At 65.7% G+C, this 22,146-nt stretch carries 22 protein-coding genes and 1 tRNA gene; 13 read left to right on the top strand and 10 right to left on the bottom strand.

All coding sequences use genetic code 11. The features are described from left to right. Positions 1 to 11: 11 nt before the first annotated feature. From CGLY_RS08640 to CGLY_RS08650, 3 genes are all read right to left on the bottom strand, one after another. On the bottom strand, positions 12 to 278 hold the full coding sequence (locus CGLY_RS08640; protein WP_038548595.1) for an ACT domain-containing protein: 267 nt from the start codon (positions 276 to 278) through the stop codon (positions 12 to 14). A gap of 100 nt (positions 279 to 378) precedes the next feature. After that, positions 379 to 954, bottom strand: coding sequence for a TetR/AcrR family transcriptional regulator (locus CGLY_RS08645; protein WP_038548598.1), 576 nt, complete (start codon positions 952 to 954; stop codon positions 379 to 381). Between the two features lie 75 nt (positions 955 to 1,029). Further along, positions 1,030 to 3,831, bottom strand: a complete 2,802-nt coding sequence (locus CGLY_RS08650; protein WP_038552141.1) for an aconitate hydratase — start codon at positions 3,829 to 3,831, stop codon at positions 1,030 to 1,032. 332 nt (positions 3,832 to 4,163) lie between these two features. Between CGLY_RS08650 and CGLY_RS08655 the strand changes: the two genes are divergently transcribed. Together CGLY_RS08655 and CGLY_RS08660 are read left to right on the top strand one after the other, a co-directional pair. After that, complete coding sequence (locus CGLY_RS08655) at positions 4,164 to 4,646, top strand: Rv1476 family membrane protein (protein WP_038548601.1); 483 nt, start codon at positions 4,164 to 4,166, stop codon at positions 4,644 to 4,646. A gap of 519 nt (positions 4,647 to 5,165) precedes the next feature. Beyond that, entirely contained in the window at positions 5,166 to 7,046 is a 1,881-nt protein-coding gene (locus CGLY_RS08660) for a DIP1281 family NlpC/P60 protein (RefSeq protein ID WP_052539927.1), read from the top strand. A gap of 27 nt (positions 7,047 to 7,073) precedes the next feature. On the opposite strand, the gene CGLY_RS08665 is transcribed toward CGLY_RS08660, so the two are convergent. Then, on the bottom strand, positions 7,074 to 7,937 hold the full coding sequence (locus tag CGLY_RS08665) for a hypothetical protein (protein WP_052539930.1): 864 nt from the start codon (positions 7,935 to 7,937) through the stop codon (positions 7,074 to 7,076). 25 nt (positions 7,938 to 7,962) lie between these two features. Between CGLY_RS08665 and CGLY_RS08670 the strand changes: the two genes are divergently transcribed. From CGLY_RS08670 to CGLY_RS08680, 3 genes are read left to right on the top strand one after another with little or no spacing between them, the layout of a single operon-like run. Next, the gene (locus CGLY_RS08670) at positions 7,963 to 8,829 is read left to right on the top strand and encodes a DUF3097 domain-containing protein (protein WP_038548604.1); all 867 of its coding nucleotides are present in this window, start codon (positions 7,963 to 7,965) and stop codon (positions 8,827 to 8,829) included. A gap of 17 nt (positions 8,830 to 8,846) precedes the next feature. Beyond that, positions 8,847 to 9,284: an NfeD family protein gene (locus tag CGLY_RS08675; protein ID WP_038548607.1), complete on the top strand. Its 438-nt coding sequence runs from the start codon at positions 8,847 to 8,849 to the stop codon at positions 9,282 to 9,284. 3 nt (positions 9,285 to 9,287) lie between these two features. After that, positions 9,288 to 10,541, top strand: coding sequence for an SPFH domain-containing protein (locus tag CGLY_RS08680; protein ID WP_052539932.1), 1,254 nt, complete (start codon positions 9,288 to 9,290; stop codon positions 10,539 to 10,541). On the opposite strand, the gene CGLY_RS17140 is transcribed toward CGLY_RS08680, so the two are convergent. From CGLY_RS17140 to CGLY_RS08690, 3 genes are all read right to left on the bottom strand, one after another. After that, positions 10,438 to 11,067 carry a DNA-binding protein gene (locus CGLY_RS17140; RefSeq protein WP_081804050.1) on the bottom strand — a complete coding sequence of 210 codons (630 nt, stop codon included), beginning with the start codon at positions 11,065 to 11,067 and terminating at the stop codon, positions 10,438 to 10,440. The two genes, CGLY_RS08680 and CGLY_RS17140, sit on opposite strands and share 104 nt — an antisense overlap. Positions 11,068 to 11,090: 23 nt before the next feature. Continuing rightward, positions 11,091 to 11,768 (bottom strand): TVP38/TMEM64 family protein, encoded by a 678-nt coding sequence (locus CGLY_RS08685; protein ID WP_081803846.1) that lies wholly within the window; start codon positions 11,766 to 11,768, stop codon positions 11,091 to 11,093. A 79-nt stretch (positions 11,769 to 11,847) separates the two neighbouring features. Beyond that, positions 11,848 to 11,936: transfer RNA gene (locus tag CGLY_RS08690), tRNA-Leu, on the bottom strand. 249 nt (positions 11,937 to 12,185) lie between these two features. Here CGLY_RS08690 and CGLY_RS08695 point away from each other — a divergent pair. After that, positions 12,186 to 12,743: a YbhB/YbcL family Raf kinase inhibitor-like protein gene (locus tag CGLY_RS08695; protein ID WP_038548610.1), complete on the top strand. Its 558-nt coding sequence runs from the start codon at positions 12,186 to 12,188 to the stop codon at positions 12,741 to 12,743. A gap of 14 nt (positions 12,744 to 12,757) precedes the next feature. Here the strand turns inward: CGLY_RS08695 and CGLY_RS08700 are convergent, their stop codons facing one another. Beyond that, entirely contained in the window at positions 12,758 to 13,864 is a 1,107-nt protein-coding gene (locus CGLY_RS08700) for a quinone-dependent dihydroorotate dehydrogenase (RefSeq protein ID WP_038548613.1), read from the bottom strand. Between the two features lie 12 nt (positions 13,865 to 13,876). Next, positions 13,877 to 15,019: a hypothetical protein gene (locus CGLY_RS08705; protein WP_227590225.1), complete on the bottom strand. Its 1,143-nt coding sequence runs from the start codon at positions 15,017 to 15,019 to the stop codon at positions 13,877 to 13,879. 141 nt (positions 15,020 to 15,160) lie between these two features. Here CGLY_RS08705 and CGLY_RS08710 point away from each other — a divergent pair, with 141 nt between their 5' ends. From CGLY_RS08710 to CGLY_RS08720, 3 genes are read left to right on the top strand one after another with little or no spacing between them, the layout of a single operon-like run. Further along, on the top strand, positions 15,161 to 15,988 hold the full coding sequence (locus CGLY_RS08710) for an undecaprenyl-diphosphate phosphatase (RefSeq protein ID WP_038552156.1): 828 nt from the start codon (positions 15,161 to 15,163) through the stop codon (positions 15,986 to 15,988). Positions 15,989 to 16,040: 52 nt separating this feature from the next. After that, a complete protein-coding gene (gene mshC, locus CGLY_RS08715) occupies positions 16,041 to 17,336 on the top strand; it encodes a cysteine--1-D-myo-inosityl 2-amino-2-deoxy-alpha-D-glucopyranoside ligase (RefSeq protein ID WP_038548619.1) in 1,296 nt (431 codons plus the stop codon). Beyond that, positions 17,333 to 17,731 carry a hypothetical protein gene (locus CGLY_RS08720; protein WP_038548622.1) on the top strand — a complete coding sequence of 133 codons (399 nt, stop codon included), beginning with the start codon at positions 17,333 to 17,335 and terminating at the stop codon, positions 17,729 to 17,731. Before mshC ends, CGLY_RS08720 begins: the two co-directional genes overlap by 4 nt. Positions 17,732 to 17,748: 17 nt before the next feature. Here CGLY_RS08720 and CGLY_RS08725 read toward each other — a convergent pair whose 3' ends face one another. Further along, a complete protein-coding gene (locus CGLY_RS08725) occupies positions 17,749 to 18,573 on the bottom strand; it encodes a thioesterase family protein (RefSeq protein ID WP_038548625.1) in 825 nt (274 codons plus the stop codon). Between the two features lie 58 nt (positions 18,574 to 18,631). On the opposite strand from CGLY_RS08725, the gene CGLY_RS08730 reads away from it, so the two are divergent. Genes CGLY_RS08730 through aspA form a run of 4 tightly spaced genes read left to right on the top strand, consistent with a single transcriptional unit; the run spans position 18,632 to position 22,077 of the window. Further along, entirely contained in the window at positions 18,632 to 19,303 is a 672-nt protein-coding gene (locus CGLY_RS08730; RefSeq protein WP_265101945.1) for an HAD family hydrolase, read from the top strand. Between the two features lie 42 nt (positions 19,304 to 19,345). After that, positions 19,346 to 19,609, top strand: coding sequence for a phosphoribosyl-ATP diphosphatase (locus tag CGLY_RS08735; protein ID WP_038552162.1), 264 nt, complete (start codon positions 19,346 to 19,348; stop codon positions 19,607 to 19,609). A gap of 59 nt (positions 19,610 to 19,668) precedes the next feature. After that, positions 19,669 to 20,514 (top strand): ATP phosphoribosyltransferase, encoded by an 846-nt coding sequence (gene hisG / locus CGLY_RS08740; protein WP_038552165.1) that lies wholly within the window; start codon positions 19,669 to 19,671, stop codon positions 20,512 to 20,514. A gap of 42 nt (positions 20,515 to 20,556) precedes the next feature. Continuing rightward, positions 20,557 to 22,077 carry an aspartate ammonia-lyase gene (gene aspA, locus CGLY_RS08745; protein ID WP_081803847.1) on the top strand — a complete coding sequence of 507 codons (1,521 nt, stop codon included), beginning with the start codon at positions 20,557 to 20,559 and terminating at the stop codon, positions 22,075 to 22,077. Positions 22,078 to 22,146 lie beyond the last annotated feature (69 nt).

Consider the following 22,146-nt stretch of genomic DNA (forward strand, 5'->3'; position numbering starts at 1 on the left):
GTCGGCGTACCTCAGATTTCGTGCATCGCGTCGAAGATCGCCTGGGACTGGATGGTGATGACCAGTTTCTCCCTCTGCTCCACCTCGGACATCCGCCCGTTGACGTCGGTGACCGACAGTGTGTCGGGAAGTTCAACGTGCAGGATCATCGTGAACCAGTCGTCCATGATGGTCTGGGAGACATTCCGGATGTTGATCTCCAGCTCAGCACATGCGGTCGACACGGCTGCGATGATTCCGGTGTGGTCCCGTCCTGTAACGGTCATGATCGCGATCATGGGACACCATGCTACTTGTCTGATAAAGAACGGCACCCACCGGGCCTGTAGGGCTCTGATCGGTGGGCGCCGTGTGCCGAGCGGTGCGTGGGCGTGGTGGTCAGTTCCGGTTCTCCGTGGAACGCAGGGACTGCTCGACGATATCGAGTGCCTCGGGGAGCAGTCCGCTCTCGCGGTCCGACACCAGGTGCGCCATAACCCCCTCCAGCACCAGTTCCAGGAGTTGGAGCGTGGTGGCGGTGGAGATGTCGGTCCGGAGTCGTCCGGACTCGCGTTGCTCCTCGAGTCGCTCGGTAACTGCCGTGCGCAGGGCCATCTGGTCCTGTTCCCAGGCGTCCCGCAACTGATCGTCGTGGCGGATCCTGCGGGTGATCTCCACTCGCAGGCCCCACCATTCGGCGAGTTCGGGATCCTCCAGGAGGTAACGGATCAGGCCGATCATGCCCCGGTTCCCGGCGAGGTCGGTCATACGGACCATGTCGCGGTGGGCCACTTCCCGGAACAGGGTCTCCTTGTTCCGGAAGTGGTGGAAGATCGCCCCCCGCGACTTGCCGGTCTCCTTCTCCAGGCGCGAGACCGTGGCACCGTCGTACCCGTAGGTGACAAAACAGGTCCTGGCCGCACGCAGGATGTCGGTGCGCCGCTCGGAAAGGTCGGTTTCACTGACCTTAGGCATGGACAGTGCCCCTTTCCGGTACACGTCCGCCCGCCTCACGGAAGCCGCGGGGCGGGCGGGGGATGAACACGGGTCTTACTTGTTGTTCATCATGTTGCGCAGGACGTACTGCAGGATGCCGCCATTGCGGTAGTAGTCGGCTTCACCGGGGGTGTCGATCCGGGTGACCGCGTCAAACTCGATGACGGTGCCGTCTTCCTTGGTCGCGGTGACGTGGACGGTGTCCGGGGTGGATCCCTCGTTCAGCGCCTCGATACCGTCCAGGTCGAAGGTCTCGGTGCCGTCCAGGCCCAGGGACTTCCAGGACTCGCCCTCCGGGAACTGCAGCGGGATGACGCCCATGCCGACAAGGTTCGAGCGGTGGATACGCTCGAAGCTCTCGGCGATGACAGCCTTGACGCCGAGCAGCAGGGTGCCCTTGGCAGCCCAGTCACGGGAGGAACCGGTGCCGTACTCCTTGCCGCCGAGCACCACGAGGGGCGTGCCCTGCTCGCGGTAGTTGACCGAGGCGTCGTAGATGAAGGACTGCGGTCCACCCTCCTGGGTGAAGTCGCGGGTGTAGCCGCCGGTCACGCCGTCGAGAAGCTGGTTCTGCAGGCGGATGTTGGCGAAAGTGCCGCGGACCATGACCTCGTGGTTACCACGACGGGCGCCCAGGGAATTGTAGTCCTTACGCTCAACACCCTTGGAGTCCAGGTACTGGGCGGCAGGGGTGCCCGGCTTGATCGACGATGCGGGGGAGATGTGGTCGGTGGTGACCGAGTCTCCCAGCAGTGCCAGGACGCGGGCGCCCTCGACGTCGGACACCGGGCCCGGGGTGGGCTCCATGCCGTCGAAGTAGGGGGCCTTGCGGATGTAGGACGAGTTCTCGTCCCACGCGAAGGTCTTGCCCTCCGGCACGGGCAGGGACTGCCAGCGCTCGTCGCCCTTGAAGACGTCGGCGTAGTCCTCGGAGTAGAGCTCCTTGGTGATGGAGGACTTGATGACGGACTCGATCTCCTCGGTGGACGGCCAGATGTCCTTGAGGAAGACGTCGTTGCCGTCGTTGTCCTGACCGAGCGGCTGGGTCTCGAAGTCGAAGTCCATGGTGCCGGCGATGGCGTAGGCGATCACGAGGATCGGGGACGCCAGGTAGTTCATCTTGATGTCGGGGGAGATGCGTCCCTCGAAGTTACGGTTACCCGACAGCACGGCGGTGGCGGCCAGGTCGGCCTCGTTGATGCCCTCGGAGATCGGCTCGGGGAGCGGCCCGGAGTTACCGATGCAGGTGGTGCAGCCGTAACCCACGAGGTAGAAGCCCATGGCCTCGAGATCCTTCCACAGGTCGGCCTTCTCGAAGTAACCGGTGACGACCTGGGAGCCGGGAGCGATGGAGGTCTTGACCCACGGCGCGGACTGCAGACCAAGCTCGGCGGCCTTGCGGGCCAGCAGACCCGCACCGACCATGACGGAGGGGTTCGAGGTGTTGGTGCAGGACGTGATGGAGGCGATGCCCACCATGCCGTGGTCGAGGACCATGTCCTTGCCGTTGTAGTTGACCTCGATCGGGTTGGACGGACGACCCTGGTTGCCGGTGGCTGCGGACGGAAGGTTGCCCTTGGCGTCGGCGGCCGTGGTCGGAGTGCCGGTGTGTCCACCGACGTTGCCGCCCTCAGCGACGAAGTCCTGTGCGTCCGGGTTGCCGGAGTTGCTGTCGGCGTAGTTGTGCAGGTCCTTGCGGAACTGTGCCTTCGAGTCGGAGAGCTCGATGCGGTCCTGGGGACGCTTCGGGCCGGCGATGGAGGGCACGACAGTGGAGAGGTCGAGCTCGAGGTACTCGGAGTACGTCGCGTCGTTCTCCGGGTCCAGCCACATGCCCTGTTCCTTGGCGTAGGCCTCGACGCGGTCCAGGGTCTCCTGGTCGCGACCGGTCAGTGCCAGGTAATCGACGGTCTCCTTGTCGATCGGGAACATGGCGGCGGTGGAGCCGAACTCCGGGGACATGTTGCCGATGGTTGCGCGGTTGGCCAAGGGCAGCTCGGCGACACCCTTGCCGTAGAACTCGACGAACTTACCGACCACACCGTGCTGGCGCAGCATGTCGGTGATGGTCAACACCACGTCGGTGGCGGTGACGCCCACCGGGATCTCGCCGGAGAGCTTGAAACCGACGACGCGCGGGATGAGCATGGAGATCGGCTGGCCGAGCATCGCTGCCTCGGCCTCGATGCCGCCGACGCCCCAGCCCAGAATGCCCAGGCCGTTCTCCATCGTGGTGTGGGAGTCAGTACCGACACAGGTGTCGGGGTAGGCCATGCCGTCCTTGTCGAAAATCGACCGCGCCAGGTACTCGATGTTGACCTGGTGGACGATGCCGGTTCCGGGCGGGACAACGCGGAAGTTGTCGAAGGCACCGGTGGCCCACCGCAGAAGCTTGTAGCGCTCCTCGTTGCGCTGGTACTCGATCTCGACGTTGCGTTCGAGGGCGTTCTCGTCACCGAACGCCTCGATGATGACGGAGTGGTCGATGACCATCTCGGCCGGGTTCAGCGGGTTAACCTCGTCCGCGTTGCCGCCGAGGGCGACGACCGCGTCACGGATCGTCGCCAGGTCGACCACACAGGCCACACCGGTGAAGTCCTGCATGACGACACGGGCGGGGGTGAACTGGATCTCGATGCTGGGTTCTGCGGAAGGGTCCCAGTTGGCGATGGCCTCGATGTGCTCACGGGTGACGTTCGCACCGTCCTCGTTACGGAGGAGGTTCTCACCGAGGACCTTCAGCGAGTAGGGAAGCTTCTCCATGCCCGGGACCGCGCTGAGACGGTACATCGTGTAGGACCGGTCACCGACCTCGAGAGTCCCCTCTGCTCCAAAGGAATTCTTGCTTTCAGTCACGACAGTGCTCCTGAATCTCTTCTCGTTATCGTCGTCAGTTGTGTGACGTTCGTCTGACGTCATCCCGCCGCGTGGACCTGCGGACCTCGTCTGGACCTTGTCCCGGCACCGGGAAGAGTGGCGCCGACGCGGACTGCCACCATTGTGTCAGCAGTCGTCGCGGATTCCGTCAGAACCACTATAACAGTACGACCGTAATGCTTCATAACCGCAGGACGGAGTGATTCCGCCCCTCGCACACCCGCGTGTCGGCACCCCCGAACGCCCCGCTCGGATGCTAAAAATCTATACAGCCAGATAACAACTCCCGCCCGCCAGGAAATGAGTCAACCGTGGATTTCGAGAATGTCGACCTTCAGGCGGTGCTCGACGACATCGCCGAGTCCGGGTTCTCGGCCTCCCAGGCAGGCGACGACCTCACCCCGTCAGAGATCTCCGGATACCGGGAGCTCGCAGATCAAGGGATAGATGTCGTCATCCTGGACAGCACCTCCGCAGAAGGAACGGGACTGCGCAATCTCGCGCAGACCGTCAAGGACTCCACGCGTTCCGGCAATGCCGACGGGGCACAGACGGTGATCGTGCGCGCCCCTCACAACACCCAGGTCGTCAGCGACGAGATGTCCCGTTTCCAGATCGAGTCCAACCAGGGAGCGCTCCACGGTTCAACGGCCCCGCAGGATGTCGTGGACTTCCTCGCCGATGCCGACGCGGCCGAACCGGACTTCACGGCCATCGTCGTGGCGATCGTCGTCGGCCTCCTCCTCACGGTGGCAGTTTCGGCCGTGTTCGCCACCGTGAGCTACCGCCGCTGACCGCTCGACACGCACTGCTTTTACGCCATTCCGACTGACACCAGGGCCGAACAGAGGGAACCACCTTCCTCCCTGGGTCAAGGTCGGTGGCTTGTCGATGCTCAAGTCAAGGTTCAGACTTTGAGTATGGTGGTTTGCAACCCCGCAACCAGACACGCCGAGAGCGCCATTCATGTGACAAAGATCACACTACGTATATGCGCGATCTCTTCCGCAGGTCAAGGCGCTCAGCGTGACACGTGTTCTTCGTGATTCTTATGTGATTAGTGGGGTTCGGGTTTCGCATGTGTCGTGAGTGTCTTACGGTTCAGTTGTCGTCAATTGGTAACGATCCGATATCGGAACGAGACCTGTTCGTGACAATTCCGGCGGTGAACAACCGGCCCTCCGGAACCTGGGTATCGGGCCCTGGACCACCTCGCGGGGAAGCGCGGTGGACAGGTGGCCGTACCGTGAGGATGTCAAGGACGACGGCTTGACCTAGCTGACCCGGTACGCCACCCCAAGGAGAGACTCACCGTGGCACTTCGACTGAACGCCCGCGGCACGGCCCGCAGGTCGACCGTCCGGTCCACTCGGGCACTGCTGTCTTTCGCGGTGGCCGCAGGACTCACCGTCCCCGCGGCGACCGCCGTCGCGGCCCCCTCCGACAACTCCTCGAGCTCGTCAGACCAGACCGCTGAGGCCTACCTCGCTGAACTGGTCGGCGCGGTATCCACGACAGAGGGCGAGGTCTCCTCCCTGGAGCTGGAACTCGGCGGTCTTCGCGAGTCCGTGAACAAGGCCCGCGTCGATGTCGACCGGAGCCAGCGTGCCGCCCAGGAGGCCCAGGACAACGTCACCGACGCCCGCAGTCGTCTCGACGACTCGGACTCTGACGTGCAGGACGCACAGTCCACCCTGGACGACATCGCGCGTTCCGCCTACACCCAGGGCGGAGACGCGGCCCCCGTCGTCCTCGCCTCGGGGTCGGACGCAACCGCCGACAACATCGACCGCGCGACGTATATGCGGCTGGCCGCGGAGAAGCAGCAGGCGGACATCGACCGTCTCGATCTCGCGCGGACTCAGGCCGCCAATGAGGAATCTTCCCTCCGCGTGTCCCGGGATGACGCCGACGGTCTGGTCAAGGATGCCCTGGAGGCACACAGTGCGGCCGAGCGTGCGTTCACCGACGCGCAGTCGTCGATCGCGGAGAAGTCCAAGGAACTCACCCGGGTCAAGAACTCGCTCTCCGAGGCGAAGGACCGGCTGACGGCAGCGAAGAAGGCAGTGGACAAGTTATCGGCGAATGCCGCCGCCAGTTCCTTTGACAAGCGCCGCGCCGCCGAAGCCGCCGCCGACCGTGTTGCGGCGACCGATGAGACCGCGGACGACACCGCGCACACTGAAGACGCCGGAACCACCGGGACCACCGACGCGTCCGGCACCTCCGGTGCAGTCGACATGAAGGACGACGTGGTCGGCCCCGAGACCCCCGCACCGTCCTCCGGTTCCGCCGACGGATCCGCTGTTCCCGAAGATGACCAGTCGGTTCCCGAGGATCCGGACATCGAAGGAAGCACCGGCAGTACCGGCAGCATCGCCGGTGACGACGCTGAGGTGGATCCTGACGGTGAGGGAACCCCCGACGTCGAGGGCGACCTCGCCGAGGATCCTGCCGCCGGCTCAGCGGAGGTGCCCGGGCTGGACGCGATCCCCGGAAGCTTCGAGGGGAGCTCTGAGGGCGACGAACTCCGGCAGGCCGCCATCGACGGGCTCATCAATGCTGCGGGCCAGGCAGCGTTCGCGGGCATCAACTCCCATCTTGAAGGCAATCCGGACGGGGCATTTGACGCCGCGGCCACGGCAGGGCGAGATGCGGCGGCAGAAGCGTACGAGAATCTCCCGCAGGGACAGGAGGGCGTCGAGCCCGGCCTGCCACCGTCGAACCCCGGTGGGGAACAGCCAGCCGAACCTGACGCCTCCGGTTCTCGCGAGGAGCAGATCGAACGGGTCATTGACCGTGGCATGAGTCAGCTCGGAGTGACATACGCCTGGGGCGGTGGCAACCAGGACGGTCCCACTCTCGGTGTGCGCGACGGCGGCGTCGCCGACTCTCACGGGGACTACTCGAAGGTCGGCTTCGACTGTTCCGGCCTGATGGTCTACTCGTTCGCCGCGGTCGGGATCCAGCTCGAGAAGTACTCCGGCTACCAGTACACCTCAGGCACGCAGATTCCCGTCGGCGACGCCCAACGCGGCGACATGCTCTTCTGGGGAGCGGGCGGAAGCTCACACGTGGCGCTCTACCTCGGCGACGGAACGATGCTCGAGGCACCCCAGTCCGGCGACGTCGTCAAGGTGTCTCCGGTCAGGTGGGACGGCATCGAGCCCATGGCAGTGCGCATGATCGAGTAGCAGGTCTCGTCGGTACCGCGGCCGGAATCACCGCAGGAGTTCACGCATCGCGTGATCGACTGCGGTGATTCTTGCTGTCCGTACGGCTCCGGCCAGGGGGAGAAGATGGGGGTCGAGCGTCGCGCCCTGGTCCGTTGACCGGGTGACCTCGATGACCGAGGCAACGACATCGGCCCGCGCCATGAGTTTCTCGGCACGCGGGGACACCCCGGCGGGCAGACCGGGAAGTCCGAAGAAGTCCGTCAGTGAGCCGACGGCCAGACGAGGGGAGCGGTGCCGGATCCGCGTATTCCCGGACTGCTCAACCAGAGTTGCCGCAGCGTCAGTGGCCTCCCGGAGCTTCGCGTCGGCGTCCCCAGGACCGTAGAATTCACCGGCCCGGACGGGGCCGACACTGCGGTACCACACCCACTGCACCAGGGAAGTGTCCACGACCTCCGGCACCACGACGTGGGTGACCAGGGGGTCCGCGTCCGCGACAGCGATTCCTGCCCCGGCCCGTGAGACAGCGGCCGCTCCACGCGACCCTGCCGGGAGTGCCGGCGGGTCACCGGGCCCGGCGAGGACGAGGCTGACCAGTGGGCGCGAGGAAATCTCGACGGGCAGATCCCTGGTCACCTCGCGCACGGCATGCAGCAGATCGACCAGCCCCGTCGCCCGGTCGCCGAACTGCCCGTCGAAAGGATCATCACCACCGGGATCGATGAGCAGGGTATGGGCAGGCCCCTGGACGTCCTGGAACGCGTCGATGACGTCATCAGCGGACACCAGTCCGTGAAGCCACCATCCCAGCCATACGGTGGTGTTCTGCACCGGGGACCACAGCTGCTCACGCAACGGGGTACCCCTCATCATGCCGGTGGTGTCACCGGCGGGGTTACTGGACGACATTGCACCTAGCCTAGAGTCGGTGTCCATGAGCTTCAACGACAGGTACGGCCGTGACATTCTCGGAGGGTCCGCGTCCTCCCGCTCTTCTGTCTCCTCCGGGCACTCCCGGCGCCCTGACGTGCCCGAGGTACCGGCGGCACCCGGCACTGTCGTGGAGGTTGCCGACGGCGGCTGGGTGGGAGCCGTGGTCGGTTTCGAGAAGACCTATGACGGGGAGTTCGTCCGTCTGGAGGACCGGCACGGGCGCGACCGGCTGTTCAAGATGCGCCCCGGCGGGTTTCTCATCGACGGGCGGTTGGTGACGCTGACCCGTCATGTGTCGGCGGCGGAAACCCCGCAGAACCCGCAGCGGTCGAACTCCGGTTCGCGACGGGTCCAGGATGTCCGTGCCAAGGTCGCGGCCCCGTCCCGGATCTGGGTTGAAGGTCTGCACGACGCCGCCATCGTCGAGCAGGTCTGGGGACATGACCTGCGTGTCGAAGGAGTGGTGGTGGAGTTCATCGAAGGGCTCGACAACCTCCCCGCCATGCTCGAGGACTTCCGCCCCGGCCCGGGGCGCCGGGTAGGTGTCCTCGCCGACCACCTCGTGGAGGGGTCCAAGGAGTCCCGCCTTACCCAGGGGCTCGGCCCGGACGTCATGGTGACCGGGCACCCCTACATCGACATCTGGGAAGCCGTGAAGCCGGCGACGGTGGGGATCCGTGCATGGCCGACGGTTCCGTACGGTGAAGACTGGAAGACCGGTGTGTGCCGTCGGCTGGGTTGGGGGACGCCGACCGACGGATGGCGGCACGTGTACTCGAAAGTGAAGACATTCCGCGATCTGGACGCCACCCTGATCGGCGCCGTTGAGCGGCTGGTTGACTTCGTCACGGAGCCAGACCTTCCGTGACCTGATACCCTGCGGCCATGGGCCCGATTATCTGGTTGATTGCAGCGGCCGTCCTCGCGGTCGGCGAGTTCCTCGTCATGGACTTTACGTTGCTGATGCTTGCGGTCGCCGCCCTCACCACGGCCGGTGTCTCGGCGATCGATATACCGGTCTGGGCCGAAGTCGGGGTGTTCGGCGTCACATCGGCCGCATCTCTGCTGCTCCTGCGCCCGGTGCTCCGCCGCCGCTACATCGCTCAGGGGGAGGTCCGCGAATTTACCTCCAAGGAGCTCGAAGGACAGCCGGCAGAGGTACTCAGCGAAGTCACCTCCGACAGTTCGACCGGCCAGGTGAGCATCGCCGGCGACATCTGGTCAGCCCGGGCGGCACACCCCGGAACATCATTCGCTGAAGGGGACCGTGTGCAGGTCGTCTCCATCGAGGGCACCACCGCTGTGGTGTGGAAGGGAGTGTGAACCATGGGCCCGTTGAGTATTCTGCTCATCGTCCTCGTTGTTCTCGTGGCTGTCGCGCTGTTCAAGTCCGTGGCGCTGATCCCCCAGGGAGAAGCAGCCGTCATCGAACGTCTCGGGCGCTACACCAGGACCGTGTCGGGTGGTCTGACGATCCTCGTCCCGTTCATCGACCGGGTACGCGACCGGGTGGATACGCGTGAACAGGTGGTGTCATTTCCCCCGCAGGCCGTGATCACCCAGGACAACTTGACCGTCGCCATCGATATCGTGGTGACATTCCAGATCAATGATGCCGCACGCGCGATCTACGGGGTCAACGACTACATCATCGGCGTCGAACAGATCTCGGTCGCTACGCTGCGCGACGTCGTCGGTGGGATGACGCTCGAGGAGACTCTGACCTCACGCGACGTCATCAACCGTCGACTGCGTGGGGAACTCGACGCCGCCACCACCCGGTGGGGTCTGCGGATCAGCCGCGTGGAGCTCAAGGCGATTGATCCGCCGCCCTCAATCCAGCAGTCGATGGAGATGCAGATGAAGGCTGACCGTGAGAAGCGGGCGATGATCCTCACCGCGGAAGGGCAGCGCGAATCCGACATCAAGACTGCCGAAGGCAAGAAGCAGGCCCGGATTCTCGGTGCCGAAGGTGACAAGCACGCACAGATCCTCTCCGCGGAAGCCGAACGACAGGCACGGATGTTGCTCGCCGAAGGTGAACGTGCCGCAAAATATCTTGAGGCGCAGGGCCAGGCGAAGGCGATTCAGAAAGTCACCGCGGCCATCAAGTCTTCCCAAGTCACCCCGGAGGTGCTGTCCTACCAGTATCTCGAGAAACTTCCCGAGATGGCCCAGGGAGATGCGAACAAGGTGTGGATGCTGCCGATGCAGTTCGGAGATTCTCTCGAGCAGTTCGCCAAGGCTTTCGCGGACAAGGACGACGACGGCACGTTCCGCTATGAGCCGGCGCCCGTGGACGAGTCAGTGCGGGACGTCGCCAACGAAACGACGTCCGAAGACTGGTTCAGTACCGAGTCAGCCCCGGAGATCGCCAAGGCGGTGGCCGAGGCGAACGCTGTGGCCAACAGGTCGGTCGATGACCCGGACAACCCCCCGGCACCGTCAGGCACCGAACCGTCGGCGCAGTCCGCGATCACGCCGGGGGAAGAGTCTCCGTCCTGGCCAACATATGGACAGCAAGGAGCCACCCCGCCTGCTCAGCCTGCCACCCCGCAGCAGCCAGACGCTGAGACATAGCCTGCTTCGAGATCCCCACCATCTCGGCAGCTTCACTCTGCAGGTGCCCCTGTCTCACCAGTGCCGTCGCCTCCCGCCCTTCGGAAGTGCGGCGGCTCAACACATGAGAGACGAGGGTGAATGCGGCCGCAATGTCTCCTGCGATATCGGCCCCGAGGCCAGACGCCTGCACGCCCCCCGGGCCAGGAGCCTCGACCCTCGCCTGGATCACACCGGGGCGACGCGCACCGCGGACCGCACGGGCCGCGGCAGCGACAAGGTGGTCCCGCAGGGCAGCATCATCCGGGCTGTCTCCGCCGTCGCCGAGAACTGCACCGATCCCGATCGCGAAATCACCGGCCTGGATAAGGTTCATGACCACACCGGCCGCGCTGTCCGCATCATCGGCGAGAACCGTGAACTCCTCGGGACCGTGGACACGGACCTCGACGACATTGTGGGCGTTTCCCAGGGCGTCAGCGACCTGACGGACATAATCAGCGCGTCGGAGCGAGGTGCCCCGGTAGGTGGCGTGGACGGAGTACATGCCAGCCATCATACAGTTTCTGTCTACGGTGAGGGCTTGACCGGCGTCGGTTCGACGGACAACTCCGCGCGTACCCGCCGCCATTCGCCCGCCGTCAGCACGACACCGGTTGCTGCGAGGACCGCACTCACCATGAGGAACCAGGGTTCGCCGCCACTGACAAGCACATCGGAGGACGCGACCACGGCCACCGTGAGTGGTGCCGATCCGGCAATGGTGGCCAGCACGCAGGGGAGCAGTGGGATTCTACTGAGCCCGCAGGCGTAGTTGAGCAGACTGAAGGGGATCACGGGGATCATCCGCAGACCGAGGACCGCAACCCATCCGCGGTCCTCCAACGCCGCCTGGAGAGCCCTGAACCGCGGACTACGTTCGGCCCGTCTTACCGCCGGGCCGCCGATCCACCGGAGGAGAACCAGCGACAACGTCACCGACACCGCCATGCCTGTGAGCGCGAGAAGGCTGCCCACGACCGGCCCGAAGAGCACGCCTGCGGACACCGTCCACACGGTACGGGGAACGGGCAGCTGTGTCGCCCCCACCATGAGCAGCAGAAAGGTCCCCCACGCGAGTAGCCCGGTGCCTCGCACGTTGTCCCGGATCGTGGCGAGGCCGGGTGTGGGGAGCAGGATCGTCGCCGCAACGACGGCAAGTGCGAGAACGGCGAGCCCGATGAGCGACAACCAGTGGCTCCTGGCCATATCCTGCCTCATTTCCACGGCGGCTTTCTCCACTCACGGGTGAACGAAAAAAGAGACCCACCGTAGTGGGTCTCTTCTGTGGTGTCCGGAGGGGGACTTGAACCCCCACGTCCGTTAATAGGACACTAGCACCTCAAGCTAGCGCGTCTGCCATTCCGCCACCCGGACATGGATGCGGACGCCGAACACGGTTGCGGCTGATGTTCAACCCTGTGTCCGTCGCACTCCGGTAACTATAACGAGTCGGCACGACGGTGACAAATCATCGCCTCGAGACGGCAGGAACCACAGGTCAGCGACATCATCCAGGGGCCCGGGCGACCGGAACGGCGATGAGCGTCGGAGCGTGACGCCGCCTGGATATATGAACAGAATCAGTTTCTGCGGGGCAGGTACTCCTGCGGCATACTGGGTGACATGAGCGACTCACCCCGTAACCACCAGCCCACGTACCTCGACGACCGCTTTCCGGCGGCGGACCCTTACGCCCCGCTCACGGACCTCCCCAGTCTCACTGTGACCAGCGCGGACTTCAACGACGGCGACCGGCTGCCCGCCGCCCAGCTCGGCGGCAGTGACATCTCCCCGCAGCTGTCCTGGTCCGGGGCACCGGAGGGCACCGTGTCCTACGCCGTCTCCTGCTATGACCCGGATGCGCCGACGACATCGGGCTACTGGCACTGGGCTGTGTTCAATATTCCGGCCTCCGTCACGTCGCTGGACGCGGGGATCGGTGACGCAGAACTCGCCGGACTCCCGGACGGTGCGGTCGCCCTGCGGGGAGACTCGGGCAGTCGCGGGTACTACGGCGCCGAGCCCCCTGCCGGTCACGGACCCCACCGTTATATCTTCGCCGTCCACGCCGTCCCCCAGTTTCTGGAGATCGACGACAGGTCCACACCGACAATCCTCGGCTTCAACCTGAACTTCACCGCGACCGCCCGGGGGCTGCTGTGGGGCTGGGCGGAGAACTGACAGGCTGAACGGCGTCAGTCTCTCCAGGGGAGGTCTGCGCCCACAGCTTCCGAGAGGTTCGTCAGACCGTGCCGACGAACCTGGTCGGCCACCCCCTGGTGAATGTCGCGGATCCAGTCCGGCCCGCCGTAGATGAAGCCCGTGTATCCCTGGAGCAGGGTCGCGCCGGCTCCGATTCGCTCCCAGGCCTGCTCCGGGGTCTCAATGCCACCGACCCCGATGAGGACCAGCTTGTCTCCGGCACGCGACCGGATCCTGCGCAGGACCTCCAGCGACCGCGCTGCCACGGGGGCTCCCGAGATACCACCGGCACCGAGCGCCGACACGTCGGACGATGGTGTGCGCAGGTTCTCCCTGCTGATGGTCGTGTTCGTGGCGATGAGCCCGGTAAGCCCGAGTTCCAGGGCCAGGTCGGTCACCGCGTCCACATCGGCGTCGGTGAGGTCAGGCGCGATCTTCACGAACAGCGGACGCTCGCTGGCCCGGCGAACGGCGTCCACGATGGGACGGAGGCTCTCCACAGCCTGCAGGTCCCGCAACCCCGGAGTGTTCGGGGACGACACGTTGATCACCAGGTAGTCGGCGACCTCGTCAACTGCCCTGGCCGACTCGAAGTAGTCCGACGGCGCCCGACCAGCCGGAGTTGCTTTCGTCTTCCCGAGATTCACGCCCACGGGCTCGGACTCGACGCGGGTCCGCAGACGGTTCGCCGCAGCCAGGGCCCCGTCGTTGTTGAAACCCATCCGGTTCAGGAGGGCGCGGTCCTCGGACAACCTGAACAGTCGGGGGGTGGGGTTGCCGGGCTGGTGTACCGCGGTGACGGTGCCGACCTCGGCGGATCCGAATCCCAACGGGCCCCAGACATCGACCTCCGTAGCATTCTTGTCGAATCCGGCGGCCAGCCCCAGCGGGCGTGGGAAGCGGATACCCGCCACCGTCTGGGCAAGCACCGGGTCGGTGACCACGAGGCTCCGTCGTAGAACCGCACGCACCGACGCCGACCGCGCAGCGGCGGAGAGGGCACCCGACATCAGCCCGTGAATCCGCTCAGCGCGGAGACGGAAGAGCTGTTTCAGGGAGACGTCGTACACCGTCCCCCGAATCTGGCGGAAGCTGGTCATGGGGGTCACGGGTCAGTCCTTTCGAGGAAGGTCGTCAGAAGAGATCAGTTCGCGTGTGCCGTCGGCGGTCACCAGAAGCAGATCTCCGCTACCGTCGTCGATGATGTGGCGCACGTCAGGCGCGGTAGGCACCTGCCCGACCTCAACCGGGGTTCCGGTGGAGAGCTCATAGCCGGTCAGCATGTTGTCTGCGGTGGTGGACACCCACATCACCTCGCGTTCCGAGTCCCACAACACCGCCCACGCACCCTCGCCGGTGGGTACAGACTGGGTGTGTCGGATGACGTCAGTGAGGGTATAGACCAGTGCCTGGTTGCGGCGTGCGTCGGACGCCACCAGCACCCCGTCCGCCTCGGTTCCCGCCGAGACGGTCCCCACACCCTGGCCGATGCGGAGTGCCGCGAGCCGACTGTGGTCGGCAATGTCGATATCGGTGACACTCGTCTGTGCCGCGTCGATCAGCGCGGCCCGCCACTCCGGGTCACCGTCCTCATCGTTGCGGGTGTTGCCGACCAGCTGCATCGCGCTGGCGGTGGCGGTCATGTCCTCGGACTGTGCTTCCTCACCCTCAGGGGTGAACCAGTACACGTCACTGTCCGAATCCACGGTCAGTGCCACCGTACCGTCGGGGTGGACAGCCGCCGAGGTCACTTCACCCGGGGCATCGACCCGACGTTGTTCCTGCCCCTCCGTGTCGAGGATGCGCACCGACGTCCCACACCCGAGGACGACACCGTCCACGGCTCCGGTGATGGTGGTGCAGCTGTCGTCGACCTCGACCGTGTCGGCCCGCCCTGCGGCGAGATCGTCAAGCGACCCGATGCTCAGCCGACCCTGTTCCAGGGCGGCGACCGGGGCGGGGGAGTCTGCCGAAACCGCGTCGCCGAGACCAGCCCGGACCAGACCGAGGACCTCGTCACCGTCGTCGAGCGTCCCCGTCGCGTCCGACGCCCCGGGTGAACCGGGGGAGTCCGACGGCTCTGCAGCGACGCCCACCACGGTCTCGCCCTCCCCGTCGGGGCCGTCCTCGCCGTCGGTACCGAACATCTGCTCAGCACATCCGGTCAGTGTCAGGGCCGCGACCGCCGGGAGCGCCACTGCCGCTGCCATACTCTTCTGCGGCCACGTCCAGGGCCGGTTCACCAGGCTTCTCACGCCAATCACGCTACTACACCCGGCGCGGGACACCGCCCCCGCCCGACGTGAGGGCATCGGCCTGGCAGGGTACGCTTCTCTGCCATGGAGCTCTCCTCACATCTCGCCGCCGAGGCCGGCGACGCCGTCACCACCACCGACATGGGCTGGCTGCAGACCATCATCCTGTCGATCGTGCAGGGACTCACCGAGTTCCTGCCGGTCTCGTCCTCGGGGCACATGCGTATCGTCTCCCAGCTCGTCTGGGGGGAGGACGCCGGTGCGTCGTTCACCGCCGTGGTCCAGCTGGGCACCGAGCTGGCCGTCCTGGTGTTCTTCGCCAAAGACATCTGGATCATTCTGTCTGCATGGTTCGCCGGTGTCTTCGACCGGACGAAGCGGGACAATCTGAACTACCGCATGGGGTGGATGGTCATCGCCGCGACAATCCCTGTCGGGCTGATCGGCTTCCTGGCCAAAGACCTGATCCGCGACAACCTGCGCAACCTCTGGATCACCGCGATCGTGCTGATCCTGTTCTCCTTCGTCTTCATCTGGGCTGAAAAGGTCGGCACCCACCGACGCACCTATGAGAAGCTGACGATGAAGGACGCGCTGATCATGGGTTTCGCGCAGTGCCTTGCCCTGGTTCCGGGAGTGTCCCGGTCCGGTGCGACGGTGTCTGCAGGTCTTTTCCTGAACCTGGACCGCGAGGTCGCTACGCGGTTCTCCTTCCTGCTCGCCATCCCCGCTGTCCTCGCGTCGGGCCTGTTCAGCCTGCCCGACGCCTTCGAACCGGCAGCGGGCCAGGCAGCCAGCGGCGTCCAGCTGATCGTCGGCACCTCGATCGCGTTTGTCCTGGGCTACATCTCGATCGCCTGGCTGCTGAAGTTCGTCGCGAACCACTCCTTCGCCTGGTTCGCCCTCTGGCGCATCCCGGTGGGCGTCGCCGTGCTGATTCTCCTGGCGACCGGAACCATCAACGCCTGACGGACGGACCGGTGGTCGGGGACCGCCGTTCCGGTGACTAGAATCAGACCCCATGCGTTCATGGTCCACCCCCGACGTCCCCGCCCTCACGGGTGACGGTGTCCCCCTCACACTCCACGACACCGCCGCCGACCGCATCCTGCCGGTCGATACCGGCCTTCTCACCGAAGCAGGAGAGGTGGGTGTCTACGTCTGCGGCATCACGCCCTACGACTCAACCCACCTCGGGCACGCGGCGACCTATGTCACCTTCGACCTGGTGATCCGTCAGTTGCTCGACAACGGGCACGGCGTGCATTACGTCCAGAACATCACCGATGTCGACGATCCACTGTTCGAGCGTGCCGAACGCGACGGAGTCGACTGGCGTGACCTCGGATCGGGTCAGATCGACCTGTTCCGCTCCGACATGGAGGCGCTTTCCGTCCTCCCGCCGCGCGACTACATCGGGGCGATGGAGTCCGTGGACGAGGTCATCGACATGGTGGACCGGCTCCTCTCCGCCGGTGCCGCCTACCGAATGGACGACGAGCACCCGGACATCTACGTCGACTACACTTTCACCGAGCAGTTCGGCTACGAGTCCCGTTACGACGAGGAGACGATGAACCGCTTCTTCGCCGAGCGCGGCGGGGACCCGGAGCGTCCGGGGAAGCGTCATCCGATGGACGCCCTGGTGTGGCGGGCCCACCGGGACGGTGAACCCGCCTGGGATTCTCCGTTCGGCCCGGGACGCCCCGGGTGGCACGTCGAGTGCTCCGCGATCGCCACCAACCGGCTGGGATCATCCTTCGCGATCCAGGGTGGCGGCAGCGACCTGCGTTTCCCGCACCACGAGTTCTCCGCCGCACACGCCGAGGCGGCACACGGTGTCGACCGGATGGCCGGTCACTACGTGCACACGGGCATGATCGGTCTGGACGGCACGAAGATGAGCAAGTCGCTGGGCAACCTGGTGTTCGTGTCCCGGCTGACCGCCGACGGCCACGATCCCTCAGCGGTCCGGCTGGGCCTGTACGAGGAGCACTACCGGCACGACCGCGACTGGTCCACAGATGTCCTGGAGCGAGCCGAACAGCGACTGAACCGGTGGCGCCGGGCTGCAGTAGTGGCCGGGGAGCTTCCGCAGTCCCATGCCGACGGTCTCGTCGCCGACGTTCGCGCTGCGCTCGCGGACGACCTGGACACCCCGCGTGCGCTGTCGTTGATCGACGCCTGGAGTGCGAGCATCACGGCCTCGGACGCTGCACCCACCCGTGACGGGGATGCAGACACCGTTCCGTCCGACGACTCTGCCGGTGCCACGGTACGGACGCTGTGCGCCTCCCTGCTGGGGGTGGCACTGTGAGCGCCTCTGACGACAACACCTTCGCCGCGGCCACCGACGCCGCCCGCCATGAGTTCATCGAGAACCTGAACTCGATGGCGACGGGCAGCTACCTGCGGGACGAGGACCGGGAGTTCTGGGAGGCGCCGTTCCCGGCCTCTGCAGTGGACGAGGCCGCCGAGATCCTCCACCGGCTGGTGTCCGGCGTGCGCGCCGACCCGTCCGGCGAGGTTGTCCTGCAGGTGATCTCCGCACACGATGCACTACGGGCACTGAGCGACCGGCATGCCGGTGCTGTCTACGAGGACGAGGAAGTCGCGGACTTCCGCACCCTGGTCACGGTGTTGTGTGAGGAGGTCGGTGCGGACGCCCAACAGGTGCTGGACGATCTCGACCGCATCATCGAACAGGAGTGACCTGCCCGGACGGACCGCTAACCGAACTTCTGCAGCAGGAGCGACTGGTTCGTCGAGCCGATGGGGCCACGCTCGTCGCAGAGGCGTCCGATCGTGAGCCCGGCCCCGTCGGGTCCGAAGTTCGCCTCCGCACGGACGCCGATCCAGTCGCTGACCGGGAGGCGGTGGAGGGACACCGTGAGGTCTGTGTTCATGAACAGCCACTCCTTCGGGTCCAGGACGCGGTCCGTTCCGTTGGCGACATCCGCCACCGACATCAGACGACTCCACGGCGTGTCGTCGACACCGGCCACCACCGACATCCGGCTTCGTACCCACAGCTGGCCCGGAGCCGGGCGAAGGTCGAGTGAGGCGGTGTACGGGCCGGGCCAGGCCGTGAGGAACGGCGTATCCGGGCCCGGCTCGCTGGCGTCGCTCAGCGGAACCAGGTCGGCCGCACTGGGGACGCCGGGGTTCTCCAGTTCCGTGGTGTCGTGGGTGCGCACCCACCAGGCGCTGCCACGGACGACTTCGCGTCCGGCGTCGTCTGTGATGACGGCTTCGAGATAGCAGATGCGACGTCCAGGCCGCACGACCCGGGCGGTGGCGTGGAGTCGTGCCACCGGTACCGCGCCGAACAGCTCGGTGGTCACCCGGACCAACCGGCCACCCTCTGGAGCGATGCGTTCGATGGCGTGGGTGATCAGTGCCGACGGCGGAGCGCCGTGCTGCAGGTCGGGTCCCCACGGGCTCACCGTGTGTTCTGTGGCCGTGTACTCGGTCCACACGGTCCCGGAATCATCGGTGGAGGAGCCGCCCTGCAGGAAGTAGGCGTCGGTGTCGTCGCTGGTGATGAAGCTCATGGTGTGTGATCTTATCGATCCGGGCATGATGGCAGGGATGAAGGCAATACTCTGGGACATGGACGGCACACTCGTCGACACCGAGCCTCGGTGGGGTGAGGCGACCTACGCCATGGCTGCGGCCATGGGACGCGAGCTGACGCCTGAGGTGCGGGCGGCGACGGTCGGGGGCACCGCCGACGGAACGGTTCGTCTGTGCGCAGAGTGGGCGGGCCTGGACCCCACCGACGAGGAGGTCGAGAAGTGGATCAGCTGGATCTACGACCGGGTCTCCGTCCTGTTCGCCCAGGGACTCGACCTGCTGCCCGGCGTCCCGGGCCTACTGGCGGAGGGCGCGGTCTCCGGCGTCCCGATGATGGTGGTGACCAACACCTTCCGGTCCCTGACGGACCAGGCGCTCGACACGATCGGGTCGGACCGTTTCGTCGGCTCGATCTGCGGTGACGAGGTCTCCGCCGGTAAACCCGACCCGACCTGCTACCTCACCGCCGCCGACCGGCTGGGGATCGCACCCGACGACTGTCTGGTACTCGAGGACTCCACCAACGGCATGACGGCGGCGGTACGGGCAGGGTGCCGGGTCGTCGGGCTTCCGGCCGCCGACGCCGAGGTACCCGAGGGTGCGGTGCCGGTGTCCACCCTACGTGGGGGTTCCACCGGACTGGACGGTCTGGGGATCGCTGACCTGCAGTTTTTCTGGGAGCACCTGGGGCGCCGCCGCGTAGGGTGACCGCATCACCGTGTCGGTGCAGAATGTGACAGAATGAGTGCCGTGAAGAACTTCGACTCCCTGTTTGAGGAACTGTCCCAGCGTGCCGCGGATCGTCCCGCCGGCTCCGGCACCGTGGAGGCACTCGATGCCGGGGTGCATTTCCAGGGCAAGAAGATCGTCGAGGAGGCCGGGGAAGTCTGGCTCGCTGCGGAGTACCAGTCCGACGAGGAACTCTCCGAGGAGATCTCGCAACTGATCTACTGGCTTCAGGTCGTCATGGTCGGTCGCGGGCTGAATCCGTCCGACATCTACAAGTTCCTCTGAGGGGTCCTGTCATGACTGTGTCTGAATCTTCGTCGCCTGCTGCCGAAAACCAGCCCGACCTGCTGCGTGTCGCCGTCCCGAATAAAGGCTCACTGTCCGAAACCGCCACGGAGATCCTCGCCGAAGCCGGATACCCGGGCCGCGGCGACTCGAAGTCGCTCACCGTCGTCGATGCCGACAACGGCGTCGAGTTCTATTTCCTGCGCCCGAAGGACATCGCCATCTACGTGGCCAGCGGCCACCTGGACATGGGCATCACCGGCCGCGATCTCGCGGCCGACACCCGTGAGGAGACCGAGGAACTGCTCGAACTCGGCTTCGGCGACTCCACGTTCCGTTATGCGGCCCCCGCCGACGAGGACTGGACCGTGGGGGCGCTCGAGGGCCGTCGCATCGCCACGTCCTACCCGAACCTGGTGCGCCGCGACCTCACGGCCCGCGGTATCGACGCCACCGTCGTGCGGTTGGACGGTGCTGTGGAGATCTCCATCCGTCTGGGGGTGGCGGACGCCATTGCCGACGTGGTGTCGACGGGTCGCACACTTCGACAGCAGGGCCTGCGACCGTTCGGCGACCCGGTGATCAGCTCTACCGCAGTAGTGGTGGGCCGCCGGGGCGCTCCCGTCGATGAGCGCCAGCAGGTGCTGCTCAAGCGGATCGAGGGGATTCTGCACGCCCGCAACTACGTGATGCTCGACTACAACTGCTCGCGCGACATTCTCGACAGCGTCGCGGCCATCACCCCCGGTCTTTCGGCACCGACCGTGTCGCCCCTGGCCCAGGACAACTGGGTCGCCGTGCGGGCGATGGTTCCCCGCCGGGACGCCAACACCCTGATGGACAATCTCTCGGCGTTGGGTGCCGAAGCCATTCTCGCCAGCGACATCCGCATCGCGCGTATCTGACCACACCACGAGTCGACCCCACCACGAAAGGTTCAGACCACCATGACTGTTCCCGAGTTCCGCCCAGAATCCACGCCTGTCACCTCCTCGACGCAGTTGATTACCGCGGCTGAGACTCACTCGCTCAGCGCCCACGCATCCGACAGCTTCCGCACGGAGGAGGACCTGCTGGGAACGATGCAGGTCCCCGAGCACGCCTACTATGGGATCCACGCATTGCGCGCGGTGGACAACTTCCAGATCTCCCGGACGACTCTGAACCAGTTGCCCGAGTTCATCCGCGGCATGGTGCAGGTCAAGAAGGCCGCGGCGATCGCCAACCAGCGCCTGCACGCCCTGCCGCGGGAAAAAGCGGAGGCCATCGTCTGGGCGTGTGACCGGATCCTCGTGGAGCACCGGTGCATGGACCAGTTCCCGATCGACGTCTACCAGGGTGGTGCAGGCACCTCGACGAACATGAACGTCAACGAAGTCGTCGCGAACCTGGCCCTGGAGTATCTCGGGGAGCCCAAGGGCAGCTACGACATCATCAACCCCAACGATGACGTCAACATGAGCCAGTCCACCAATGACGCGTACCCGACCGGTTTCCGTCTGGGCATCCACACCGCCTTCCAGGACCTCATTCGTCACCTCAGTGCACTGGAGCGGGCGTTCTCCAACAAGGGCGACGAGTTCCGCGACATCATCACCATGGGACGCACCCAGTTGCAGGACGCGGTGCCGGTGAGTCTCGGTGACGAGCTCACCGCTTTCGCCCAGAACCTTTCCGAGGAACAGTCACAACTCAACCGGGCCGCAGACTTCATGCTGGAGGTCAATCTCGGCGGTACGGCGATCGGTACGGGAGTGAACGCCCCGTCGGGATACCAGCAGCAGGTTGTCGCCGCACTGCGCGAGGTCACCGATCTTAAGGTGCTCGCGGCCAATGACCTGCTGGAAGCCACCAGCGACACCGGGGCGTACGTCAACGCCAGCTCGGTGGTCAAGCGAGTGGCGATGAAGCTGTCGAAGATCTGCAACGATCTCCGTCTGCTCTCCTCCGGCCCGCGTGCAGGCCTGAACGAGATCAACCTGCCGGAACGCCAGGCGGGGTCATCGATCATGCCGGCGAAAGTGAATCCGGTGATCCCGGAGGTCGTCAACCAGATCTGCTTCAAGGTCTTCGGCAATGACGTAACGATCTCCATGGCGGCCGAGGCCGGCCAGCTCCAGCTCAATGTGATGGAGCCGGTCATCGCCCAGTCGTTGTTCGAGTCCATCCGTCTGCTCGCCCGCGCCTGCACCACGTTGCGGACGTTGTGTGTCGTGGGGATCACGGCCAATGAGGAGGTGTGCCGGTCCTATGTGGAGCACTCCATCGGTATCGTGACCTACCTCAATCCGCTGATCGGGCACCACAACGGCGACGTGGTGGGCAAGGAGTGCGCCCGTACCGGCAAGTCGGTCCGTGAGGTCGTGCTGGAGCGTGGACTGCTCGATGCAGAGACGGTCGACCAGGTGCTCAGCAAGGAGAACCTCCTGCACCCGGTATGGCGCGGAAAGCTGTACGTGGAGTCCTGAACGGACAGCGGGGGTGTTCCCCGGGGGTCCCCGGATGAGGGGGCCATCGTCCGCCATCCCACCACCAGT

Source organism: Corynebacterium glyciniphilum AJ 3170 (genome assembly GCF_000626675.1).
Classification (GTDB): Bacteria; Actinomycetota; Actinomycetes; order Mycobacteriales; family Mycobacteriaceae; genus Corynebacterium; species Corynebacterium glyciniphilum.

Coding starts and splice junctions, on each gene's coding strand:
- CGLY_RS08730 (WP_265101945.1), top strand. CDS start 18,632: ATGGACGGCACACTCGTCGACACCGAGCCTCGGTGGGGTGAGGCGACC.
- CGLY_RS08675 (WP_038548607.1), top strand. CDS start 8,847: ATGGGCCCGATTATCTGGTTGATTGCAGCGGCCGTCCTCGCGGTCGGC.
- CGLY_RS08670 (WP_038548604.1), top strand. CDS start 7,963: ATGAGCTTCAACGACAGGTACGGCCGTGACATTCTCGGAGGGTCCGCG.
- CGLY_RS08700 (WP_038548613.1), bottom strand. CDS start 13,864: ATGACCAGCTTCCGCCAGATTCGGGGGACGGTGTACGACGTCTCCCTG.
- mshC (WP_038548619.1), top strand. CDS start 16,041: ATGCGTTCATGGTCCACCCCCGACGTCCCCGCCCTCACGGGTGACGGT.
- CGLY_RS17140 (WP_081804050.1), bottom strand. CDS start 11,067: ATGTACTCCGTCCACGCCACCTACCGGGGCACCTCGCTCCGACGCGCT.
- CGLY_RS08665 (WP_052539930.1), bottom strand. CDS start 7,937: ATGTCGTCCAGTAACCCCGCCGGTGACACCACCGGCATGATGAGGGGT.
- CGLY_RS08695 (WP_038548610.1), top strand. CDS start 12,186: ATGAGCGACTCACCCCGTAACCACCAGCCCACGTACCTCGACGACCGC.
- CGLY_RS08710 (WP_038552156.1), top strand. CDS start 15,161: ATGGGCTGGCTGCAGACCATCATCCTGTCGATCGTGCAGGGACTCACC.
- CGLY_RS08645 (WP_038548598.1), bottom strand. CDS start 954: ATGCCTAAGGTCAGTGAAACCGACCTTTCCGAGCGGCGCACCGACATC.
- aspA (WP_081803847.1), top strand. CDS start 20,557: ATGACTGTTCCCGAGTTCCGCCCAGAATCCACGCCTGTCACCTCCTCG.
- CGLY_RS08680 (WP_052539932.1), top strand. CDS start 9,288: ATGGGCCCGTTGAGTATTCTGCTCATCGTCCTCGTTGTTCTCGTGGCT.
- CGLY_RS08725 (WP_038548625.1), bottom strand. CDS start 18,573: ATGAGCTTCATCACCAGCGACGACACCGACGCCTACTTCCTGCAGGGC.
- CGLY_RS08685 (WP_081803846.1), bottom strand. CDS start 11,768: ATGGCCAGGAGCCACTGGTTGTCGCTCATCGGGCTCGCCGTTCTCGCA.
- CGLY_RS08640 (WP_038548595.1), bottom strand. CDS start 278: ATGATCGCGATCATGACCGTTACAGGACGGGACCACACCGGAATCATC.